Origin of the sequence: Shewanella sp. SM21 (assembly GCF_025654335.1) — a bacterium.
Classification (GTDB): Bacteria; Pseudomonadota; Gammaproteobacteria; order Enterobacterales; family Shewanellaceae; genus Shewanella; species Shewanella oncorhynchi.
The window spans coordinates 170,610-193,019 of record NZ_JAKKRL010000002.1 but is presented as its reverse complement, the minus strand read 5'-3'; the positions used below and the strand labels follow the sequence as shown (position 1 = coordinate 193,019).

17 protein-coding genes are annotated in these 22,410 nt (G+C 44.6%); 9 read left to right on the top strand and 8 right to left on the bottom strand.

The window, feature by feature from the left end:
* Positions 1-24: 24 nt before the first annotated feature.
* Both L5L94_RS02945 and L5L94_RS02940 read right to left on the bottom strand, forming a co-directional pair.
* Positions 25-1,296 (bottom strand): sugar MFS transporter, encoded by a 1,272-nt coding sequence (locus L5L94_RS02945; RefSeq protein ID WP_263161068.1) that lies wholly within the window; start codon positions 1,294-1,296, stop codon positions 25-27.
* A gap of 141 nt (positions 1,297-1,437) precedes the next feature.
* Positions 1,438-3,060: an alpha-glucosidase family protein gene (locus tag L5L94_RS02940; protein ID WP_263161066.1), complete on the bottom strand. Its 1,623-nt coding sequence runs from the start codon at positions 3,058-3,060 to the stop codon at positions 1,438-1,440.
* A gap of 495 nt (positions 3,061-3,555) precedes the next feature.
* On the opposite strand from L5L94_RS02940, the gene L5L94_RS02935 reads away from it, so the two are divergent.
* From L5L94_RS02935 to L5L94_RS02915, 5 genes are all read left to right on the top strand, one after another.
* Positions 3,556-6,378, top strand: a complete 2,823-nt coding sequence (locus L5L94_RS02935; protein WP_198573275.1) for a TonB-dependent receptor — start codon at positions 3,556-3,558, stop codon at positions 6,376-6,378.
* A gap of 120 nt (positions 6,379-6,498) precedes the next feature.
* Complete coding sequence (locus L5L94_RS02930) at positions 6,499-8,739, top strand: glycoside hydrolase family 13 protein (RefSeq protein WP_263161062.1); 2,241 nt, start codon at positions 6,499-6,501, stop codon at positions 8,737-8,739.
* Positions 8,736-10,907 (top strand): alpha-amylase family protein, encoded by a 2,172-nt coding sequence (locus L5L94_RS02925; RefSeq protein WP_263161061.1) that lies wholly within the window; start codon positions 8,736-8,738, stop codon positions 10,905-10,907. The genes L5L94_RS02930 and L5L94_RS02925 overlap by 4 nt, the downstream gene beginning before the upstream one ends.
* Positions 10,908-11,050: 143 nt before the next feature.
* On the top strand, positions 11,051-11,434 hold the full coding sequence (locus tag L5L94_RS02920; RefSeq protein WP_113939623.1) for a VOC family protein: 384 nt from the start codon (positions 11,051-11,053) through the stop codon (positions 11,432-11,434).
* 185 nt (positions 11,435-11,619) lie between these two features.
* Positions 11,620-11,829 (top strand): hypothetical protein, encoded by a 210-nt coding sequence (locus L5L94_RS02915; RefSeq protein ID WP_113939622.1) that lies wholly within the window; start codon positions 11,620-11,622, stop codon positions 11,827-11,829.
* A gap of 91 nt (positions 11,830-11,920) precedes the next feature.
* Here the strand turns inward: L5L94_RS02915 and L5L94_RS02910 are convergent, their stop codons facing one another.
* The 4 genes from L5L94_RS02910 to L5L94_RS02895 form a co-directional block, all read right to left on the bottom strand.
* Positions 11,921-12,547 carry a LysE family translocator gene (locus tag L5L94_RS02910; RefSeq protein ID WP_131525774.1) on the bottom strand — a complete coding sequence of 209 codons (627 nt, stop codon included), beginning with the start codon at positions 12,545-12,547 and terminating at the stop codon, positions 11,921-11,923.
* 226 nt (positions 12,548-12,773) lie between these two features.
* Positions 12,774-13,619, bottom strand: coding sequence for a rhombotarget lipoprotein (gene rhlP, locus L5L94_RS02905; RefSeq protein ID WP_212600581.1), 846 nt, complete (start codon positions 13,617-13,619; stop codon positions 12,774-12,776).
* A gap of 230 nt (positions 13,620-13,849) precedes the next feature.
* Positions 13,850-14,341: a peptide deformylase gene (def, locus tag L5L94_RS02900; RefSeq protein WP_011789520.1), complete on the bottom strand. Its 492-nt coding sequence runs from the start codon at positions 14,339-14,341 to the stop codon at positions 13,850-13,852.
* 212 nt (positions 14,342-14,553) lie between these two features.
* Complete coding sequence (locus L5L94_RS02895) at positions 14,554-14,739, bottom strand: hypothetical protein (protein ID WP_263161413.1); 186 nt, start codon at positions 14,737-14,739, stop codon at positions 14,554-14,556.
* 147 nt (positions 14,740-14,886) lie between these two features.
* Here L5L94_RS02895 and L5L94_RS02890 point away from each other — a divergent pair, with 147 nt between their 5' ends.
* Positions 14,887-15,315 carry an MGMT family protein gene (locus tag L5L94_RS02890; protein ID WP_263161058.1) on the top strand — a complete coding sequence of 143 codons (429 nt, stop codon included), beginning with the start codon at positions 14,887-14,889 and terminating at the stop codon, positions 15,313-15,315.
* A gap of 215 nt (positions 15,316-15,530) precedes the next feature.
* A complete protein-coding gene (locus L5L94_RS02885; protein WP_105252420.1) occupies positions 15,531-16,322 on the top strand; it encodes a DUF3108 domain-containing protein in 792 nt (263 codons plus the stop codon).
* A 308-nt stretch (positions 16,323-16,630) separates the two neighbouring features.
* Here the strand turns inward: L5L94_RS02885 and L5L94_RS02880 are convergent, their stop codons facing one another.
* Entirely contained in the window at positions 16,631-17,410 is a 780-nt protein-coding gene (locus L5L94_RS02880) for a class II glutamine amidotransferase (RefSeq protein ID WP_263161056.1), read from the bottom strand.
* A gap of 244 nt (positions 17,411-17,654) precedes the next feature.
* On the opposite strand from L5L94_RS02880, the gene fadE reads away from it, so the two are divergent.
* A complete protein-coding gene (fadE, locus tag L5L94_RS02875; protein ID WP_263161054.1) occupies positions 17,655-20,102 on the top strand; it encodes an acyl-CoA dehydrogenase FadE in 2,448 nt (815 codons plus the stop codon).
* Between the two features lie 272 nt (positions 20,103-20,374).
* On the opposite strand, the gene L5L94_RS02870 is transcribed toward fadE, so the two are convergent.
* Positions 20,375-21,532 carry a cupin domain-containing protein gene (locus tag L5L94_RS02870; protein ID WP_263161052.1) on the bottom strand — a complete coding sequence of 386 codons (1,158 nt, stop codon included), beginning with the start codon at positions 21,530-21,532 and terminating at the stop codon, positions 20,375-20,377.
* A 219-nt stretch (positions 21,533-21,751) separates the two neighbouring features.
* On the opposite strand from L5L94_RS02870, the gene L5L94_RS02865 reads away from it, so the two are divergent.
* Positions 21,752-22,378 (top strand): PolC-type DNA polymerase III, encoded by a 627-nt coding sequence (locus L5L94_RS02865; protein WP_263161050.1) that lies wholly within the window; start codon positions 21,752-21,754, stop codon positions 22,376-22,378.
* Positions 22,379-22,410: the final 32 nt, after the last annotated feature.

The following is a 22,410-nucleotide window of genomic DNA, read 5'->3' as shown; positions in this document are numbered from 1 at the left end:
TTTTGCCACAGTCAGTTTAATCCATTACATTTTTGAGCCTTTAGCCCCGTAGAACAGGATAAACCCATAACAAATCACGGGCAGAATAAAGGCGAGCTGAACGCCAAGATTATCCGCTAACATGCCTTGGAATAAAGGCAAAATCGCGCCGCCCACAATCGCCAAACACAGAATGCCACTGCCCTGTGAAGTGTGTGGACCTAAATCACGAAGTGCTAAGCTGAAGATCGTTGGGAACATAATCGAGTTAAATAACCCCACCCCAAGGATTGCCCACATAGCAATGCTGCCACTGGTTGTCATCGCTGCAACCACAAGTAGTGCCGCCATAAAAGCATTAAATGCAAGCACTGAGCCTGCTGGTACTTTTTGCATCACCACAGAGCCAATGAAACGTCCCACCATAGCGCCACCCCAATAATAGGCGATGTAATGGGCGGCTTCGGCTTCTGGCATACCCGCTATATGGCTTTCACCTAAGAAGCTGACTAAAAAGCTACCGATAGACACTTCTGCGCCGACATACACGAAAATACCTACAGCGCCGAGCACTAAGTGCTTGCTTTTTAAGGCACTGGTTTTACCTAGATGGGTCTGAACTTCACCTTGAACACTTTCATCATGCTCACGGATCACAGGTAAATCTAACTTCGCAAAAATCAGCGCTAAAATTGCCAAGGCGCCAGAAAGTAACAGGTATGGCAGTTTAACCACTTCTGCTTCAGCACTCGCTTGGGCTAAATCGCCTGATACTGAACTGGCAACAGAAAGAATTAACATAGCACCAAAAAACGGCGCGACCGTTGTGCCTAAGGCGTTGAACGCTTGCGTTAAATTCAAACGACTCGACGCAGTTTCGCTACTGCCTAAGGCATTGACATAAGGATTAGCTGCCACTTGCAGGATTGTGATGCCGGATGCCAAAACAAATAATGCACCGAGAAACAAGTTGTAAGTAGCGAGGGCCGCCGCAGGATAAAACAGCGCACAACCAATACTTGCAATCACGAGACCAGTAACAATTCCCTTTTGATAACCCAGCTTTTTCACTAAGTTACCCGCAGGGATTGAGACTAGAAAATAAGCACCGAAGAAACAAAACTGGATCAACATGGCTTGAGTATAATTTAGTGAAAACACCGCTTTAAGATGCGGGATCAGAATATCGTTCAAGCAGGTGATAAAACCCCACATAAAAAACAGTGAAGTCAATGAGATCAAGGCAAAACGATAACTGCCCGACCCATTTTCGCCAGTGCTGCTCGTGTAGCTACCGGTATTAATTGATGACGCCATAGTTATTCTCTCTGTATGTTTTTATTATCAGGAACTAATTAAGGTTACATTCCCCATGGTGCCCGTGGGCGGGTTTATATCAAACTGTGGGCTTGGGATCCCGTATCTATAACACTTCAACCGAATAAAAATGAATCATTTTCACTTTAACACTGCATAAAAGCTGGTAAATGCCGAAAACTTCAGCTGATTGTGTTCTATTTGTGCGGTTTTAAGGCCGTGTCCCGTCAGCGACTCACTGATTTCAAATGCAGAGAAATCAAACTCGACCTCGGTATCACCTAAATTGAATCCCACGAGCACTTTTATATCGCCTAAGGTGCGAACAAAGGCCAAAATGGGCTCCTTTGTATCAACAAATTTAATATCACCTTCAACTAACACTGGGTGTAACTTACGCCAAGCCAGAAAACGTCGATAACCATTGAGCATAGAATCAGCATCAGATTCTTGTACATCCACAGCTAACGCTTGGTGCGCAGGTGGAATTGGCAGCCAAGGAGAAACATCACTAAAGCCACTAAAGTCAGCGCCTTGCTGCCACGGCATTGGCGTACGGCAACCATCACGCCCCTTAAACATAGGCCAAAATGTTTTGCCAAAGGGATCTTGCAGCTCATGGTATTCAATTGGTGCCTCGGTTAGACCGAGTTCTTCACCTTGATAACTACATATACTGCCGCGCAGCGAACTTAGCATGGCATTGAGCATTTTGACCATGTCTGAATTCTGCTTACCTTGCCCCCAACGACTCGCTACGCGCTGCACATCATGATTGCCGATAGCCCAACATGGCCAGCCATCACCTATGCTCGCTTCCAAAGCCTCTACGGTTTGGCGAATATAACTTGCGCTGTAATCATCAGTCAGCAGCTCAAAACTGTAGGCCATATGCAGGCGATCTTCGCCCTTAGTGTAGGCAGCCATTACAGCCAAGGAGTCTTCGGCTGACACTTCGCCTAAGGTAACGGCTCCGGGATAACGATTGATGAGCTTTCGTAAATCTTCAATAAAAGCGATGGTTTGCGGACGGTCATTATTGTAGTAATGGTATTGATAGGCGTAAGGGTTATCTTCACTGAAACCACGGCCCTGACGTTTATCCTTAGGCTTTGGCGGATTATCCCTGAGCAGTTCATCGTGATAACAGAAGGTAATGGCATCTAAGCGGAAGCCATCTACCCCCTTTTTAAGCCAAAATTCAACGTTATCCAGCACAGCTTGGCGCACTTCGGGATGATGGAAATTAATATCGGGCTGACTACGCAGGAAGTTATGTAAATAGTATTGCTGTCTGCGCGGTTCCCACTCCCAAGCACAACCGCCAAAAATCGCGAGCCAGTTGTTAGGTGCTGTACCGTCTTCCTTAGGATCTGCCCACACATACCAATCCGCCTTGGGATTCGAACGGTTTTCGCGGCTCTCAATAAACCACGCATGTTGGTCCGAGGTATGACTTAATACTTGATCAATAATGACCTTAATACCTAAACCATGGGCTTTTTCAATCAATTCATCGAAATCATGCATAGTGCCAAAAAGAGGGTCAACTTCGCGGTAATCACTGATGTCGTAGCCAAAATCTGCCATAGGAGATTTAAAAAAAGGTGAAATCCAGATGGCATCGACATTAAGACTCGCAATGTAATCCAGCTTTATGATAATGCCGCGTAAATCCCCGACGCCGTCACCATTGGTATCTAAAAGGCTACGCGGATAAATTTGGTAAATCACTGCACCACGCCACCACGTTAACTCACTCATTGTTGCCCCTTTATCATTATTCTACAGCGAACTTTCCCTAACACACTCAAGCAAACAGTTATCGTTTTGTTACTGCAGAGTAAAGTCATCGCGGCTTCTTTTGTGTTACCGAGCATACGTGAAGAGGGAAATAAGGTTCAATACACCTGCATACGTATGCAGAAGATGCAGCCAATAGTCACATGGCATCACAATGAAATTTACCTTTTATTAACAGTCACTTGATTGCAAAATAAAATCATTTTATTCCCTGAGTTCACCCTCTATCACAGTCTATTCTTAACTCTGCTAGGTATTGAATACGTATGCACTCTGTTGTTCAGCTAAGAAACTCGGGAGTAGTATCTTCACCGTTGCATAACAATTTGGTCATAAACGCAGCACTTATGCAGTCAATTAAGCGCCCATATACCAAAAAAAGGCCGCAAAAATAACGCGGTGATAACGATAAAACGCTCTACAAAGCGATAAAGCGACTCCAAGGGGAAGAGAGATATGATGCGATTTAAACCCAGTTTGCTAACCTTAGCGCTCATCGCCGCAGGTGCCAGTATGCACTCCTATGCGGCAGATGAAGTGACTACAGATAAGGAAGCAAAAGCAAAAGAAGCTGCTATTGAGGTTATTGAAGTTAAAGGCTTTAGAACCAGTGTCATCAAATCACTAAATGATAAACGCTTTGGAGATACCGTCTCTGAATCGATTTCAGCAGATGATCTTGGCGCCCTTCCCGATCAGTCAATCGCTGATGCACTGACTCGCTTACCAGGCGTGACCGCAGTGCGCACTGGTGGACAAGCAAGCGGCCTCAATATTCGAGGTCTTGATGGTGATTTCGTCTTTGCAACGCTTAATGGACACGAACAAGTGACAACGGGCGGTAAACGCGCGATTGAGTTTGACCAATATCCATCCGAATTAATTAGTCAAGCCGCCGTCTATAAAACACCAAAAGCCTCGCTGATTGAAGGTGGCGTCGCCGGTACGGTAGAATTAAAAACAGCAGATCCCTTAAAAAGCGACAAAGACCAATCATTTAATATCAATGCTCGCGGCAGTTTTAATGACAGAGCGGATGAGATTTCCGATGCCGATCAATATGGCAACCGTCTTAGCTTTGCCTATCAAGGCAAATTCCTTGAAGATACACTCGGTGTGGCGCTAGGCTATGCCCATTTGTACCAACCTTATGTTGCCAGTCAATTCATTGGTTTACGTTTCAACGACGATAAAAAAGATGTCAATGGCGACGGTGCTGCCGAATCAATCAGTGAAGGTTTTGAGTTACAGCAAAAAGGCGGTGATGATACACGTGATGGTTATATGGCTGCTATCCATTGGCAACCAACAGACAATCTCAGTGTAAAAAGTGATTTATTCCATTCAAAATTCACTTCCGAAAACTTTGCCCGAGGCTTTCGCGTTAAGTCATTAAAAAACGGTACTATTAGTGATGCGGTTGTCGAAAATGGTTCTATGACAGGCGGAACGGTATCAACTGATGGTACTGATAACTTTGCCGTTTTTGTTATCAATGATAACGACTCAAAATATTCAGAACTGACATCAGGCTCAGTCAATATTGAGTGGAACAATGGCGGCGCATTAACTGTCGCAGGTGATGTGAGCTATTCAAAAGCCGATGGTGAGTTCGTCAACGGCGGTACTCGTGCCGTTTTATATGATGATATAGGTAATGAAGTACGCTCAGCCGAATCAATTAATTATCAACTACATGGTTTAAGCCCAGCCGATGTCAGTTTTTCAAACGACTATACCAATACCGCGACCTTGGGTTTAAAAGAAGTGGGTATGTGGCCATACGATCAACAAAATGATCTTGTCGCCTACAAGTTAGACTTTAACTATGCATTAGATTCTGGTTTCTTAACTTCAGTTGATTTTGGTCTGCGCTACTCAGAACGTGAGTTTAATGCGCAACGTTCACAAGCCGGTTATGGTTTTGAATTTGGTAAAAACCCAACTAACCAGCCCGTGCTTCAAATGAACACTGACATGACAAATGTCGTCAACTTTGGCGGTGAATTATCTGGTTACCCTAACTTCCTTTCAGTTGATTTTAACAAAGCCATTGAGCTGGTTAACGCGCAGTTAGCAGCAACGGGACAATCCCCTTTCACCCCGACTGCTAATTGGTCTAATAACTGGACCATGATCCAAAGCGGTTCGGTCAATGAAGATGTATTAGCTGGCTATGTCCAAGGTAATCTCGAGTTTGACTTAGGCGATATGAAAGTCACGGGTAACGTGGGCGTGCGTGTTGTTCAAACAGATCAAAGCAGTAAAGGTCTACAACAAGTTGGCTATGGTCTAGGTGAAGCGATTACTGATGAACTTGGCGTGGTCAGTACCGATTATATCCGTAACGAGATAGGTAAAACCTATACCGATTATTTACCGTCACTCAACTTAACTTTCCACCTCACTGAAAATGATCAACTGCGCTTTGCTGCAGCCTCTGTGATGTCACGTCCTCCAATCGACAAGCTAAAGTCAGGCATGGGATCTTGGTATGACGATTCTGCTACACCGGGATACAAAAAATACAATGCTTGGGGTAACACCAGTCCTCTACTCGATCCGTTTTATGCAGATCAATACGACTTATCTTACGAGCACTATTTTGAAGATTCTGAAGGTGCGGTTGTCGTAGCCTTGTTCTACAAAGATATTAAATCCTTTATCAACAACTTTACAATCCAACCATTTGATTTTGAAGGTAATGGATTTATCGTCCCCGATACTATTATCGATAATGGTGTTGAATTCCCAGTAGTGAAAGATGAAGGTCAATATCAAACTGCGATCAACAACGACAATGGCGGCTACATTCGTGGTGTTGAGTTAGGTTATACCCAAGTCTTTGATTTCCTACCATCGCCACTCAGCGGTCTTGGCTTCACTGGCAGCTACTCGTATTCAGACAGTGAAGTGGAATTTACCACAGATTTAAGTGGTTCAAACTTAACCATTCCATTACCAGGTTTATCAGAAAGCGTACTCAACACCACCTTGTTCTATACTCTGGACGGTTTCGATACTCGCGTCAGCATGAGATATCGTAGCAGCTATGTTTCAGAACAAGTGGCAGTTGAATCACAACTTGCTTTCTTCGATGCCGAAACGATTGTGGATTATCAAGCTTCATACGCTCTGGAAAATGGACTTAAGTTCTTATTCCAAATTAATAACTTAACTGATGAACCGAACAAAACCTATTTTGGTGAAGAACATCAGACAGGAACAATCCAATACTTCGGTAGACAGTACTTCCTAGGGTTAAGTTACTCTTTATAAACTACCCCAAATAAAGCCTGCTTCAATTAAGAAGCAGGCTTTTGCTTATGTAGATTTCAGCATTTCTAACATTCATCATGCCAGCACGTTTTACTTCTCTATCTTTAAAAGGCTTACATTATGATCCGTCAAAACCTAATGATTGCGCTTTATTTATGCTTGGTTTGCTCTTCATTTAATACGGCCTATGCAAACACCTTTGAGCCAGATATATCAACGGACGTTAAGCTTGAACCCGCGTTTTGGTGGGCGGGAATGCAGAACCCTGAGTTACAGCTGATGCTGTATAGCCGCGAACTTCCAAGCTTACCGCAGCAGATTAAGGTTGATATACAAGGAAAAGGCATCACACTTAAAAGCCTTGAGCACACTGATAACCCTCACTATCTGTTTATCAATTTAGATCTGAGCCAAGCTGCGCCGCAAACCTTTGAGCTAATAATTTCCAACACTGACTCGGCTTCAAAAGCCGACACGCCTCTTTATCGCCTGCCCTATACGTTGCAAGGGCGTGCTAAGGGCAGCCGTGAGCGCCAAGGATTTAGCAATAAGGATGTGATTTACCTTATCACGCCGGACCGATTCGCCAATGGCGACACGAGTAATGACAATCAAGCCGATATGTTAGAGCAAGTCGCAGCTAACTCTCCCAGTAATCTCAACTATCCCGATGCTCGCCATGGCGGCGATATAGCAGGGATCAGCCAGCACTTAGCATATCTGGCAAAACTTGGCGTGACTCAGTTATGGATCAATCCGCTGCTTGAGAATAATCAAGCCCAGTATTCATACCACGGTTACTCAATTACCAATTTATACCGCGTCGATCCCCGCTTTGCCAGCAACGAAGATTATAAAGCCTTAGTCGCTAAGGCTAACAAGCTTGGCCTAGGGGTGATTAAAGATGTTGTGGTGAATCATATCGGCTCTAACCATTGGTGGCTCAACGATTTACCTAGCCAAGACTGGCTGAACGATGCCACAAAAACGCAGCTACATAATCGCAAATCCAAGCCTGACTTGATGCAGTCTGCCGATACTAAATCCAGTGCTATTAAATCCAGCGTTACCAGCCCCCGTTTCACCAGCCATAGGCGCACGACAGTGCAAGATCCCTACGCGGCAGCGCAAGATCATATTGATTTTGTCGATGGTTGGTTTACCGACACTATGCCAGATCTAAATCAAAGCAATCCCAAACTGGCAACCTATCTTATCCAAAACAGTATTTGGTGGGTCGAGTACGCAGGACTTTCGGGGATACGTGAAGATACTTACTCCTACGCCGACAAAGGGTTTCTCGCTAAATGGTCTAAGGCCGTAATGGCTGAGTACCCAAATTTTAATATTGTTGGCGAAGAATGGACCGCAAACCCCATCACAGTGTCCTATTGGCAAAAGGGCAAAATCAATGCCGATGGCTATACCTCAGATTTACCCAGTTTGATGGACTTCCCGCTATATGAAAAATTGATTGCCAGCCTTAATGAGCCAGAAACCTGGGATACAGGCTTTATCAAGCTTTACGAGATGTTAGCCAACGATGTTGTGTATGCGGATCCCAGTAAGCTAGTGCTATTTGAAGGCAATCACGATACAAATCGTATCTTCAGTTTAGTGAAAGAAAATATAGACTTATACAAGATGGCCCTCACTTATGTGCTGACCGCCAAACGCATTCCGCAGCTGTTCTACGGTACAGAAGTGTTGATGACCAGCCCGACCGAGGGCCGTCACGATGGCGTTGTACGCAGTGATTTTCCCGGTGGTTTTGCCAACAGTGCCACGAATGCCTTTACCGGCCAAGGACTGAGTGAACCTCAACGACAAGCACAGCAATTTGTCCGTACCCTACTGAATTACCGTAAACAATCCCTTGCGCTGCAATCGGGCGATTTACTGCACTTTGTGCCGCAGGATGGTATCTATGTGCAATTTCGTTGCTTATTACATGTGCCATTATCAGCTGAACAGAAAGCCGAAGCGCTTAAGTCACTAACTCAACACAATTCTCAAGCCCAACACAATGCCTGCACTCAACCCTCGGCCGATAAAGTCATGGTGATTTATAATAAAAATGACAAAGCAGTCACGCTAGATGTAAACCGCTTTGCCAGTGTACTTGGCGATAACCGCGCCGCTACAGATATCATCAGTGGCAACACAGTTTCACTTAATCAAGCGCTAGCATTGCCCCACGCAGGTGTCACTATCCTTGAGCTTAAAGCCAGACCGCAGCTAAATACTGGCTTACCTAGCCGTCAAACCTCTAATCACATGAGTTACTCAGCTAGCGATTTAACTCCGGCTCAAACAACTCATCCAATCAAAAACTCAACCCTAAAAGGAATTCAGTCTTGAGCTTTTTATCGCCTATCGATTCCAGAGTGACTCAGTGCCCCCAAGCGGCGAAATTTCCCATAGTGGCTTTACTTATAACCCAAGCAGCGAAAGCCCCGCAGCGCCGACAGTCATCACTCAGCTTATGTTTAAACGCTCTATTCAGCGCCTCTTTATTAACTGCCTCGCTTTTTAGCTTCTCGACCAATGCAAATACATCGGCGCAGGCGCTTGATAATGAGTTACTGCCAAAGTCTGAGAGTGAGGTTATGACGCTAAAACCTGTGGTATATCAGATTTTTACTCGCCTTTATGGCAATAAAAATCCAAGCAATAAACCTTGGGGCACGATTGCCGACAATGGCGTCGGCAAGTTTAGTGATATCAATGATATTGCACTCAATAGCATCAAGGACCTAGGCGTTACCCATGTGTGGTACACGGGCGTTCCCCACCATGCATTGATTGGTGATTACAGCGCTATTGGCGTAAGTACTGATGATCCCGATGTGGTCAAAGGACGCGCGGGCTCACCCTACGCAGTCAAAGATTACTACAACGTCAACCTAGATCTGGCGGTCAATCCCGCCAACCGTTTAGCCGAGTTCGAAGCGCTCATTGCCCGTACCCATCACCACGGCTTAAAGGTGATTATCGATATCGTGCCAAACCATGTGGCGCGCCATTATCAATCCGTTAGTAAACCCCACGGCGTGCGTGATTTTGGCGAAGATGATGATACAAGTCTGGAATACGCCAAAAACAACAATTTCTATTATATCCTTGATAAAGTTGATGTTAATAATGGCTCGGAGGGGGCAAAGGGACAAGCACATGCCTTTGAAGTGCCAAGCTTACCCGCAGGACTTAAACCGCTGGGCGGAGAAGCTCACCCCTTAAGTGACGGCAAATTCAATGAATTTCCCGCAAAATGGACTGGCAATGGCTCACGCTTAGCCAAGCCCGATGCCAATGATTGGTACGAGACCGTTAAAATCAATTACGGCGTACGCCCCGATGGCACCTATGACTTCCCTCGCCTGCCAGCCAATTTCGCCACTTTAACGCAGGCGCAGCATTACGCTTTTTGGCAACAACACTTAGCTGAGCTCCCAAGCTCTTGGATTAAATTCAATCAGATTGCGCAGTACTGGCTAGCAAAAGGGGTCGATGGCTTTCGCTATGATATGGCCGAAATGGTACCAGTGGAGTTTTGGAGCTATCTCAACAGCCAGATAAAACACACAAATCCCGATGCCTTTATCTTGGCCGAGGTCTATAACCCCAAGCTGTATCGAGATTATATCCAACTTGGCAAAATGGATTATCTGTACGATAAGGTCGATCTTTACGACACCCTAAAAGCCGTGATGGCGGGTAAAACCAGCACAGCTAATATCGCGGCAGATCAGGAAAAAGTGCAGGATATTGAATCTCACATGCTGCACTTTTTAGAAAACCACGACGAGCAACGTATTGGTAATGCAGCATTTTTAGCATCGCTACACACAAATAAGCCCACGGCAACCCAAGCCGTTAATCCACACTATGCCCTACCCGCTATGGTAGTGTCGGCAACGATAGGCACTTCACCGACGTTAGTGTATTTTGGCCAAGAAGTGGGAGAAGCCGCCATCGACAACCCAGGATTTGGTCATGCATCACGCACCAGTATTTTTGACTATGTAGGCGTCCCTGCGCATCAGCGCTGGATGAACAATGGCAAGTTTGATGGTGGGCAATCAACCGTAAAGGAAGCCACTTTGCGGGCTTATTATCAAAAATTACTGAACCTAAGCACAGGTAAAAATGTACCTGCGCTTTTAGGAGAATATTACTCACTCGATGCCGCCAACCGCAGCGCACAAACCGCCACAATGGATACTCATGGCAGTGCAACGGGTTATGATGACAGCACTTTTGCCTTTGTGCGCTTTGAGGAAAATACGACCAATAAAACGGGCCAAAAACTGATTATTGTAAATAACTTTAATCAAACTCAAGCAAAGCCATTATCCCTTAAGCTACCAAAGCCACTTATCGACCAATGGCAGTTAACGGATGGGACCTATCCACTTAAGGATTTGCTGGAAGACAACAAAGCGCAGTTGGTTGTCAAACAAGGGGAAGGACAAGTTCAGATGCAACTTGCACCGCTGTCTTCAGCCATATTCGAGCTGGAAGATTAAACGAGCAAAAAGCCTAGGTGAGCTAAAAAGTGAAATCGACCGATAGCGTCACGCTAAACTGTGACGCTATCTTTTTTTAACCGTTATACTCTCAAACCTTTCTATCTTATTTGATCACCCTTTAAAAATCACAAAGGAAAGCGATGTTACTCGGCATTCACCATGCAGCGATTATTTGCAGCGACTATCAAAAGTCCAAACACTTTTATGTAACCATTCTTGGCCTTACCGTGCTTGCAGAGCATTTCCGTGAGGCACGTAAGTCCTATAAACTTGATTTACAACTGGCCGATAAGAGTCAAATTGAGTTATTTTCATTCGATAATCCACCCAAACGACCAAGCTATCCCGAAGCCTGTGGACTTAGGCATCTCGCCTTTCGCGTAGCATCGATTGAAACCGCCATCGAACATCTTCATAGCCATCACATTACCGTTGAACCCGTCCGCATTGACGAATACACAGGCAGAAAATTCACCTTCTTTAGCGATCCCGACGGCTTACCCTTAGAGTTATATGAGCTATAGCACGAGTGAAATAAGGCAACATCGCAGCAATAAGATGAATAAAGCTTAATTACGCTACGGGATAGTCAGCATTAGACTCAATAAAACGACGCAGCCGTTTAACCAATAGTTTAAGTAATCGATTGACCAATTTGGCGCTGTGATAAGGTCAAAGCCTACCTATGCTAACCATTTAGGAACTCAAGATGTTTGATAATCCAGCATTATTACTATGGAGTTTAGTCTTTAGCCTCTTTGGTCTTGGCTTTTTCACCTATGGCAAACGCCAAGGTGCACCCATCCCCCTCGTCGTTGGGATAACCCTGATGCTCTACCCTTATTTTGTCAGCAACCTAATCTTACTCGTCTGCATCGGCATAGCACTCATCGCGCTACCGTATTTTGTGAAGTTGTAACAAGCGATCTTTGTCATAGCTAGATTGAAAAGCTCATATCTATCAGAGCAAAGAGGACTTATGTCTTACTCGACAAAATGACCTTATTCCACTACCTATCACTGGTCATGACTTTACTGGCCAAGCCAATAAGCAACACACCTGATATCCCCTCTAAGGCTCTCGAATAACGCAGGGAATTGGGGCGACTAAATACCCAGCTTCCTGCCGACGCATAAAGGACATTACACAAGGTCGCTAACAAACTGAAAATAAGACCAAGGGTTAACAGCTGAATTGACGTTGAACCCGCTAACGGGTCAATAAACTGCGGCAAAAAAGAGAGGAAAAATAAAGCGACTTTAGGATTAAGTACACTAACGACAATGCCTTGGAAAACTACGTTGCCGTTTGGTTTGCTATTGTTATCAACCACAATTTTATTATTGCCACGCCACATTGATATTAACGCTTGAATGCCTAAATACACTAGATACGCGGCCCCTAACCACTTCACAATACTAAAAGCCAACGCTGAACTGAGAATGATGGCAGATAATCCCAAGCTAGCAGCAAGCGTGTGAACAAAATAACCCACACCTAAACCCATCGCAGCTTTAAGCCCACTGATCATTTTCCCTTTCATTGTGTTAGATACAATGTAGATGACATCGGGTCCAGGGATAAGATTGATAGCAAGGCAAGCAACTGCAAACAGTAATAGTGAATTTAAATCCATTTAATTTTTCTCCTTGTTAAACGCGTAATCTATCGCGCCGCTTAAGTGGTGTCCGACGCAATACCGCAGCCTCTGTAAACCACTTTAAAAAAAATCAAAACGTTAACTACAAGTAAATTGGTAACCAGAACCTGTGCTCAACTTTATATACTTTTTGCTCACGTCTTGATTCAAAGCAAACTTCAATTTGCTCATCCTTAACGATCTTAATTTGCGCTTAATTTTTTTATTCACGGCAAATCGTTAAACGGCGCATCGCAAAAATGCCCAATAGTGAAAGTATTAATAAAGATAAGCTGCCACCGCCGCTGTAACCTTGTTTATGTTCTATGGTGGCGACGTGCTCTTCCTTAACCCGAGTTTTAAAGCGGGCAAGCTCGTCATCTAAATTGACTATCATATCGTTCACCGCAAGATCAAAGCCCTCGTAGGATTTCTCTCTTAGGGTTGTCGTCACGCCAACAGCGGTTGAACTTTCAGTTAACTGATTAATACCTGGCGCCCTAAATAACATCTTCTGGCTACGCATATCGAAAACGGCTGTATCTACAAAGGTTTGAATCGCATTTTCATTGCCGGGAATTAAATACATGCCCACGATAGTCCAATAAAGAATGGCGGATTTGTTCTCGTGGCTTTGCATCAATTGATCGTAAGAAACCAATGCCATAACATCAACATCATGCAAACGCGCAACCTGCTGCAAGGTTTCAAAACCTTTACCATTTTTAAGATAGGTACTTGGGATCACTTCGATACGATCGATATAGTCATATTTAACAAAGGATTTTTTAACCTTATCAAGTAATGCCATCTGAGTTCGGCTATCAATTGCATCGGCTTGCCAATGGGACGAAGGCAAGAAAGCGATGCCGACGGTAATCGGTAAACGCAGCACAGGTAAGGATGGCTGCTGGGCTTGGCGACTCTTCTCATCAGGGTATAAATATTCAACTAAGCTACTTGATACCGCATTTTTCTCAGTAGTATTACCGTTAAAAAATGCACTACAACCGCTCAGTGAAAGCATGGCGAATGAGGCTATACCACAGGCTATTACCTTAAGTTTCATTTGTTTCCCTACCGTATCCATACACTTGCTGTTAATGATGAAAACTGAACCTACAACTAATGTAGATTTTGGGTTACCTTATCCATTCATCAGAGTAAAAACAAGCTGTTATGTTCACATATCACAGCATTAATCTTCCTTGATTAGATTTTAAATACAAAAAAGCCGCACTATAAATGCGGCTAGTCAATAGGTACAACCACTCTCTAAAATAAAACTTAAGTCAAAAGTTAAGCGTATTTACGCACTTTTTTAAGGGCGATTTGTTGTTTTAGCATGGATAAATGTTCGATAAATACTTTGCCATGCAAATGGTCGATTTCGTGCTGCAACACTATGGCTAAAAACTCATCGGTTTCGATTTCGATAGCCTTGCCAGTTCTGTCTAAGGCTGTCACTTTAACCTTTTCAAAACGTGACACTTTAGCGCGATAACCGGGGATAGACAGACAACCTTCTTCACCGACGAACTCACCTGACTTTTCAACAATCTCAGGATTAATCAGCACTAAAGGCTGGTCGCGACCGTCAGATAAATCGATCACGATAATGGCATCTGTACTGCCGACTTGAGTTGCTGCTAAACCGATACCATCGTCCGTGTGATACATGGTTTCGATTAAATCATCGATAAATCCCTGAACAGCTTCAATATCTTTTACAGGTTGCGCTTTACGTTTAAGGCGCTCATCGGGAATAGTTAGAATATCGAGTACAGCCATGCCAGTTATCTTCTCTCATCGAGTCAAAAAAATTGGCGCTATTATGGACTATTTGACCATTTACACAATATTTAAGCTAAAAACAGTTTAAATATTTTGTTAGTAATCGAGCTAGCCGATAAAAATATCGAGAAGTGCTTAATCCTTTAAACGTCAAATACCCTCTCATCTTCCGCTAAGCCATGCTTTACCGTTACACTAGCGTGAACTCATCAAGCAAAATTTTTTGAGCGTGATTCTTTGTGAGTCATACCAATCGTATTAAATATCTGTTCATTCAGCGGGAATTCAACGCGCTTTAGACAAGGCGAAGGCTTGAAGGCATAGTGGTGCTCTGTCGAAAGCCTTAAACGCAGTATAAAGCGTTTTGAAACCCGCCCTTTGGGAGCCTCACAGATATCCCACTCCGGTGTTGCATTGACTTAAAAGAGAATAACCATTTTTGCGTTAATGCGCCTGGGATTTAAATACCTGTGAGGCTTTGAACTGATTAGATATTTAATGTGATTGGTATCAATACCATTAAGCTAAGGGTTAACAATTCAATGGCATCGTTTCCTAAAGAAAAATCACCACTGTATCAATACCTTGAACAAGATAAACAGAGTGTAGCGAGAAAACAGCCCCAAGCAGTGGACTTGTCTCCTATGGCGAAAATCTGGCATATCGTCGCCATGATCCCGCAGGGTAAAGTCAGCAGCTATGGCAAAATAGCCGATTATGCAGGATTACCGGGACGAGCGCGTTATGTGTCAAAAGCACTGAAAGCAGCTCCCGAACATTTGTCACTCCCTTGGCATAGGGTACTCAATAGTCAAGGCAAAATATCCTTCGAGAAAAATTCAACCTTCTTTCAAGAACAGATGGAATTATTAAGAATTGAAGGGATAACAGTGAACTGCGGCAAAATTAATTTGTCTGAATACGAGTGGCGCCCGGATCTGGTGACTTTAGTCATGGCAATGCCATTTTAGTTTAATATATTGATCCATAAACTATTTACATCTCTATTTACAGAAACGTCGTCCTCGGCTATAACCTGCTTACAGTCGATCCAATAATTGATTTATGCTCAACTGATTGACCCAGAACTGTGTAAGTAAGCATGCTACTCGACACTTTTTTATCAACCACTACCGACCATTCTGTAGTGATACAAGGTGAAAACCTGCGACCCAAGGAGCATTCTTTGCGTACCATTCCCACATTATTAGTGAGTTTTACCGTCCTCACTCAAAGTATGTTTGCCATGGCAGCGCCAACGCCGCTAACACCGCAGACGGCCGAATACCAAGTCAACTATGGAGACATTGAATTAGGAAAAGCCAAATACACGCTACCCAATCCCGAAGATGGCGTGTTTAAGTATCGTTTTGATAGCGATCTCAGCCTGTTATTGTTAACCGATGTGCGTCACATCTTGAGTGAATTTACTCAAAATGATACGCAGCTCAGTCCTTTGCGTTACTTACAACAACGCCAAGGTGTCGGGCCTAATTACACGGAGCAAACCGCATTCGCCAAAGCTCAAGGCTTTATTCATACCCGTTACAAAGATGAAAAAGGCAAGTTTCCCTATGATGATAAAATCTTTGATCCTCTTATGGTGCAGTTGCAATTTAGGCTAGATATGATGGCGGGCAAAGAAGTGCTCGACTATAAGATGGTCAAGGACAACGAAGTCGATGAATACAAGTTTCATGTGATCGGTAAAGAACGAATGAACATCGACAGCGGCAGTTACGACACAGTCAAAATTGAAGTCGTGCGTGACAATAAAAAGCGTCAAACCTTCTTCTGGATGGCGCCTGACTTAGCGTATTTGCCCGTGCGGTTAACTCACTTTGAAAAAGGCAGTAAGCAGCTCGATATTAAGTTACTTAAATATCACTTCGATGAAGTGCCGCACCAAGAAACCATACCTGCAGACATTGCAGAGAAACCGCTAGTGCCTAAACTGCTCGGCACGACTGAAGGTTAATCGGTAAGGCGTTGAGTTAAGATGTATAAACTTAACCCAATGATACAAAGCCTTAGCTTAACAATACTGAACTAAAGCCAAACTCATATCGAATAAAGCCCAACCGTATACCTAACTGAACTATATCTAACTGAACTTAGGGCCTACCTCTAAGTTCGGTTTCGGTTAATGTTCATCGCTAATGGTTCATCACTGATTGCTAGAAGGTATGTTAGATACTGACTCGAACTTTTTAATAAAGTGACCTGAACAAAACAAAGTCAACCGTAAATCCGCTTGCCCTCATTATTTAGCTCAGTGGTATCACATCAGAGATCAATTAACAGCTCACCCAATCTGAACAACTTCCAGTTACCCGGCTGCATAATGCGCCACTGTTCATTCTCGGTCAAAGGGCGAGTCGCAATCACAGTCACCACATCATGGGCGGTAGTTTCCTTATCAAAATCAATCACCACATCGGTATCGATAAGTTTCGCTTTACCAAACGGCGCGCGGCGAGTGATGTAACATAAGTTATTACTGCAATAGCTCATTAAATGCTCGCCATCGCTCAATATCATGTTGAACACACCTAACGCACGGATTTGCTCGGCCAACGTTGCGACGTAATGGAAAACTGCCAACATATCTTCAGGTTTAGTACCACCAAACTTCTGGGCGACTTGTTCCAAAATCCAACAGAAAGCAAGTTCGCTATCGGTATCGCCTACGGGTTGATAGCGCGAGACATGAAACTTGGGCAGATAGTCCGTCAATTGACCATTATGGGCATAGGTCCAATAACGTCCCCATAATTCGCGGGTAAAAGGATGAGTATTCTCTAAAGACACACAACCGCGATTCGCCTGACGAATGTGGCTTATCACCACTTCACTTTTAATCGGGTAGGATTTAATCAATTTTGCAATATGCGATTCGCTACTCGGGCAAGCATCTTTAAAAGTACGGCTACCTTTCCCCTCGTAAAAAGTAATACCCCAGCCGTCCACGTGGGGACCGGTTACACCACCACGTTGTGCTAATCCCGTAAAACTAAACACAATATCGGTTGGCACATTGGCGCTCATCGCCAGTAACTCGCACATATTTCTCGCCTATCATCAATCAAAAAAACTACTTGTTGGCATTGTAACTAGTTGATGACATTTGTGGAATGATCAAAGCTGACAAATAATTTAAACAATTGTTTGAAAAATACTTGTATTAAAATTCTCTTAGGTTTAACTTTTATGCGACACAGGTCTGACCACAAACTATAATTGTGATCGCAATCAATAAAACACTCTATGACCTGTGGTTGGCACTCGGTCATATTTAAGGAGAATTACAGTGACTACCCTACTTTGGATCATCGCCATGATCTTAGTGCTAGGAGCCCTAGCTTACCTTCGGGTATCTTTGCTCACTGCCACTATTACAGCCGCTGTTGTGATGACAGCAGGATGGACACTCGATGTTGTCGGCCCTATCTCTTGGATCGTTTTCCTCGTGATCGCGCTGCCGTTAAATATCAGTGCATTTAGACAAAATGTGATCAGTCGTCCACTGATGAAGGTATATCGCGGCATCATGCCGGAAATGTCTTCAACAGAGAAAGAAGCGATTGAAGCCGGCACCACTTGGTGGGAAGCCGATCTGTTTGCGGGTAACCCGAACTGGAAAAAACTCCATAACTACCCAGTTGCGCGTTTAAGTGCAGACGAACAGGCCTTCCTCGATGGCCCTGTTGAAGAAGTGTGCCGCATGGTGAATCAACACCAAGTGTCACATCAACTTGCCGATCTGCCTGCTGACGTATGGCAATATCTGAAAGATCACGGTTTCTTCGCCATGATCATTAAGAAAAAATACGGCGGTTTAGAATATTCAGCTTATGCTCAATCTCGTGTGTTACAAAAACTGGCGGGGTTAAGCAGTGAGTTGGCTTCAACTGTTGGCGTACCAAACTCTTTAGGCCCTGGAGAGCTGCTGCAACATTACGGCACGCCAGAGCAACAAAACCATTATTTACCGCGTTTAGCCAAAGGCTTAGAAGTCCCCTGTTTTGCACTGACCAGCCCAGAAGCCGGTAGCGATGCAGGCTCGATTCCTGACTTTGGTATTGTGTGTAAAGGCCAATGGGAAGGTGAAGAAGTTCTGGGGATGAAGCTGACCTGGAACAAGCGTTACATCACTTTAGCCCCTGTCGCGACAGTATTAGGCTTAGCCTTTAAACTGCGTGATCCAGAGCATCTACTTGGTGATAAAGAAGAACTCGGCATCACCTGTGCTTTGATCCCTACCGATGTGGAAGGAGTAGAAACGGGTCGTCGTCACTTCCCGCTCAACTGCATGTTCCAAAACGGTCCGACTCGCGGCAACGAAGTATTCGTGCCATTAAGCTTCATCATTGGCGGCCCGAAAATGGCGGGTCAAGGCTGGCGCATGCTGGTGGAATGTTTATCAGTGGGTCGTGGTATCACTCTGCCATCAAACTCAGCTGGCGGCGTGAAAACCGCGGCACTAGCAACAGGGGCTTATGCTCGCATTCGTCGTCAGTTCAAATTGCCTATCGGTAAGCTTGAAGGTATCGAAGAGCCAATGGCACGCATCGGCGGTAACGCTTATCTGATGGATGCGGTAACCACGTTGACCACTACAGGTATCGACTTAGGTGAAAAACCGTCGGTTATCTCTGCGATTGTGAAATATCACCTGACAGACAGAATGCAGAAATGCGTTATCGATGCCATGGATATTCACGGCGGTAAAGGCGTTTGTCTTGGCCCCAATAACTATTTAGGCCGTGGCTACCAAGCTGCGCCTATCGCAATTACTGTTGAAGGTGCAAACATTCTCACCCGTTCTATGATCATCTACGGCCAAGGCGCGATTCGTTGCCATCCGTATGTACTCGCAGAAATGGAGTCAGCGTTTGATACTGAATCGGGTCAAGGTTTAGCTAACTTTGATGCGGCTATCTTTGGTCACATTGGTTTCGCGACCAGTAACTTCATCCGTAGCTTCTGGTTAGGTCTGACATCAAGCCGTTTCTCTAACGCGCCTTATTCAGATAAAACCAAACGTTATTATCAACAGATGAACCGTTTCAGTGCCAACCTTGCCCTGCTTTCTGACTTAGCCATGGCAACCTTGGGCGGCAACCTTAAACGTAAAGAACGTATCTCTGCCCGTTTAGGTGACTTACTGAGCCAACTGTATCTGGCATCAGCCACACTGAAACGCTATGAAGATGAAGGCCGTCAAACCGACGACTTGCCATTAGTACAATGGGCAGTTGAAGATGCGCTGTACAAGCTGCAAGCTTCTTTAGACGATTTACTGGATAACTTCCCTATGGGCCTTGGCGGTGCGTTACGTGTGGTGATGTTCCCATTCGGTCGTCCACTGAAACGCCCAAGCGATGTGTTAGATCATAAAGTTGCTAAGATCATGCAAACACCGTGTGAAAGCCGTGACCGTTTAGGTAAAGGTCAGTTCTGGACTAACTCTGATCACAATGCTGTGGGTATCCAAGAACAAACACTGCTCGACATCATCGCGTCTGAACCGCTACATGACAAAGTCTGTAAAGCCAGTGGTAAACGTCTACCATTTATGTGGTTAGATAAAGTTGCCGCAGAAGGTAAAGCCTTAGGTGTGTTAAGCGATGCCGAAGTGCAATTACTGGAAAGAGCAGAAATTGGTCGTATGAAATCAATCAACGTTGATGACTTTGACCCAGCAGAACTGCGCCCAGAAGTGGTTTCAACCACTTCACAGGAACGTGCTGCGTAATCCACTCAGTAAGATTTAAACCACAAAAAGGAGGCTAATTAGCCTCCTTTTTTATTCCGATGGCAGGGCGTGCCACAACTAAGTGAATTTGGTTGAGTTACGACCTCGACTTTGACCAATGCTTTCATTGCTCAGTATGACTGAACAGTACTATGCAAATGACATTACTATCAGTCCATTGATAAAAGAATACCATGTTAGTAAGTCGCTGACATGCCACTTTAAAAACTGTTCAGTTTTTAAACCTGTAGGGCTTTAGAGCTAATTCAGCCTTAACACTCTTCATCACTCAGGTCTTCAAAGTACCAGTAACCGAGGTTCACCCACTCAGTCAGCTGCGTAAGCAAATCGGCATCGGCTAACCAGGGGGCTAAGGCGGTTTTATCTAACTGATTGCTATCACATAGTAGTGGGATCACCGCGGCCAATTCGGCTGAAAGCAGATACTTATCACCATTAATATAGACAACGCCTTGTCCCACATTGATATCAAAATACAAACAACGCAGTCCGCCGAGGCGAATAAGCGGCTGCTCATCGAGCCAAGCGAGCACTTCGTCTTGCGTGATGTCCAACGGCTCATCGGGTAAATCGAGGGCGCATTTAGATTGAGTTAAATAGCGGCCCGAAAACTCGCTCACCAGTTCATCGGTTAACATATTAGTCAGTTGCGTGCGTAACCGCGCTAAATCGCGATTATCAACACAACCACTGCGCGTTGTCAGCTCGCGGTCTGGATCTTCAATCTGCTGTGCGCCTAAATCTTGCTCAGACAGATGATCGGCCAAAGCACTTACCATATCTTTGGCGGAAGCTGTGCGATAACCTACTGAAAAACTTAAAGACTGCTCTAAAGTTATGCCGTCATGGGGGAATCCTGGGGGAATATAAAGGATGTCGCCGGGCAATAACTCAGTATCGATAATCGGTTCAAAAGCTTCTGTGTGCAGCAAAGCGGGATGGGCGGCAAACTCTTTGTGCGGCCCCAGATCGCCTACGCGCCAGCGGCGACGTCCAGAACCTTGGCAAATAAACACATCATACAGATCGATATGCGGCCCCACTCCACCGCCAGGAGTGGCAAAACTCACCATCACATCATCTAAACGCCAGCGCGGAATAAAATCAAAACATTGGATCAGGGCTTCTGCATCGGGCACCCAGTTGTTCAAGGCTTGCACGATCAAAGTCCAATCCCGTTCACCGAGATGATCGTAGGAATCAAAAGGGCCAAATTCAGCCTGCCATTGCCCTGCCTGTTGGTACACTCGCCGAGATTCCACCAGTTCATCCATGGCTAAGCCAGCTAACTCTTCGGGCGAGATTAAATCTTGAAAATGTTTGAATCCTTGGCGGATAACCAAAGGTTTTTTCTGCCAATATTCTGCTAAAAATTGCGCGGGCGTTAAGCCATTAATATCGAGTTGCATGGGTCGCTCACAAACCAAACTGTTATTCATAGAGGTAAATGCTAACAGGAAGCGAAACCAAGAAAGCTCGACCGGATCAACAAAGCATTAAGTCTTTTATCAGCGTCAATGTGATAGTGAATTTACTAACGTATTGAATTACAATCGGCTTATCTAAAAGCATTGCGCTGTCAAAGAAGGCAATGCTGACACATCATTTATAGAGTCCACATAAGATCTATGCCTACATCTGCAGCTAACACTTTGGTCGTGCTCGACTTTGAAACCACAGGGCTATCGCCTAATCAAGGGGACCGCGCGATTGAAATCGGAGCTGGGCTGATTGAAAACGGCGTGATCACCCAAAGATTTTCAGAGTTGATGAACCCAGGATTTAGAATAAGTCGTTTTATTGAGGACTACACAGGGATCAGCAATCAAATGCTCAGGGATGCAGCGCCCTGCAATGAAGTGATGGCGCGTTTTGCCGACTTTATCGCCGATCATAACTTAGTCGCCCACAATGCGGCATTTGATCAGCGCTTTTTAGACGCGGAATTTGCCCAAATTCGCCATCGCTATCGAGGGCAATTTGGTTGCTCCTTGCTAGTGGCAAGACGTTTATATCAAGCGGCACCGAATCATCAGCTAGGTACTTTAGTGCGCTATAAACAGTTACCAAGCGATGGCACTTTTCACCGCGCCTTAGCCGATGCCGAAATGACTGGCCATTTGTGGCTGGCAATGCTGGCAGACCTTCAGCAAGAGTTCGGTCTCAATGCTCCCACCTTCGAGTTACTGCAAAAAATCGCCAAGAAAACCAAAGCAGATGTGCCGAAGTTTTTACGTCAATATGCGGTTAAGTGATCCCCAAAAGCAAAAATCCGATAAATCCAAGG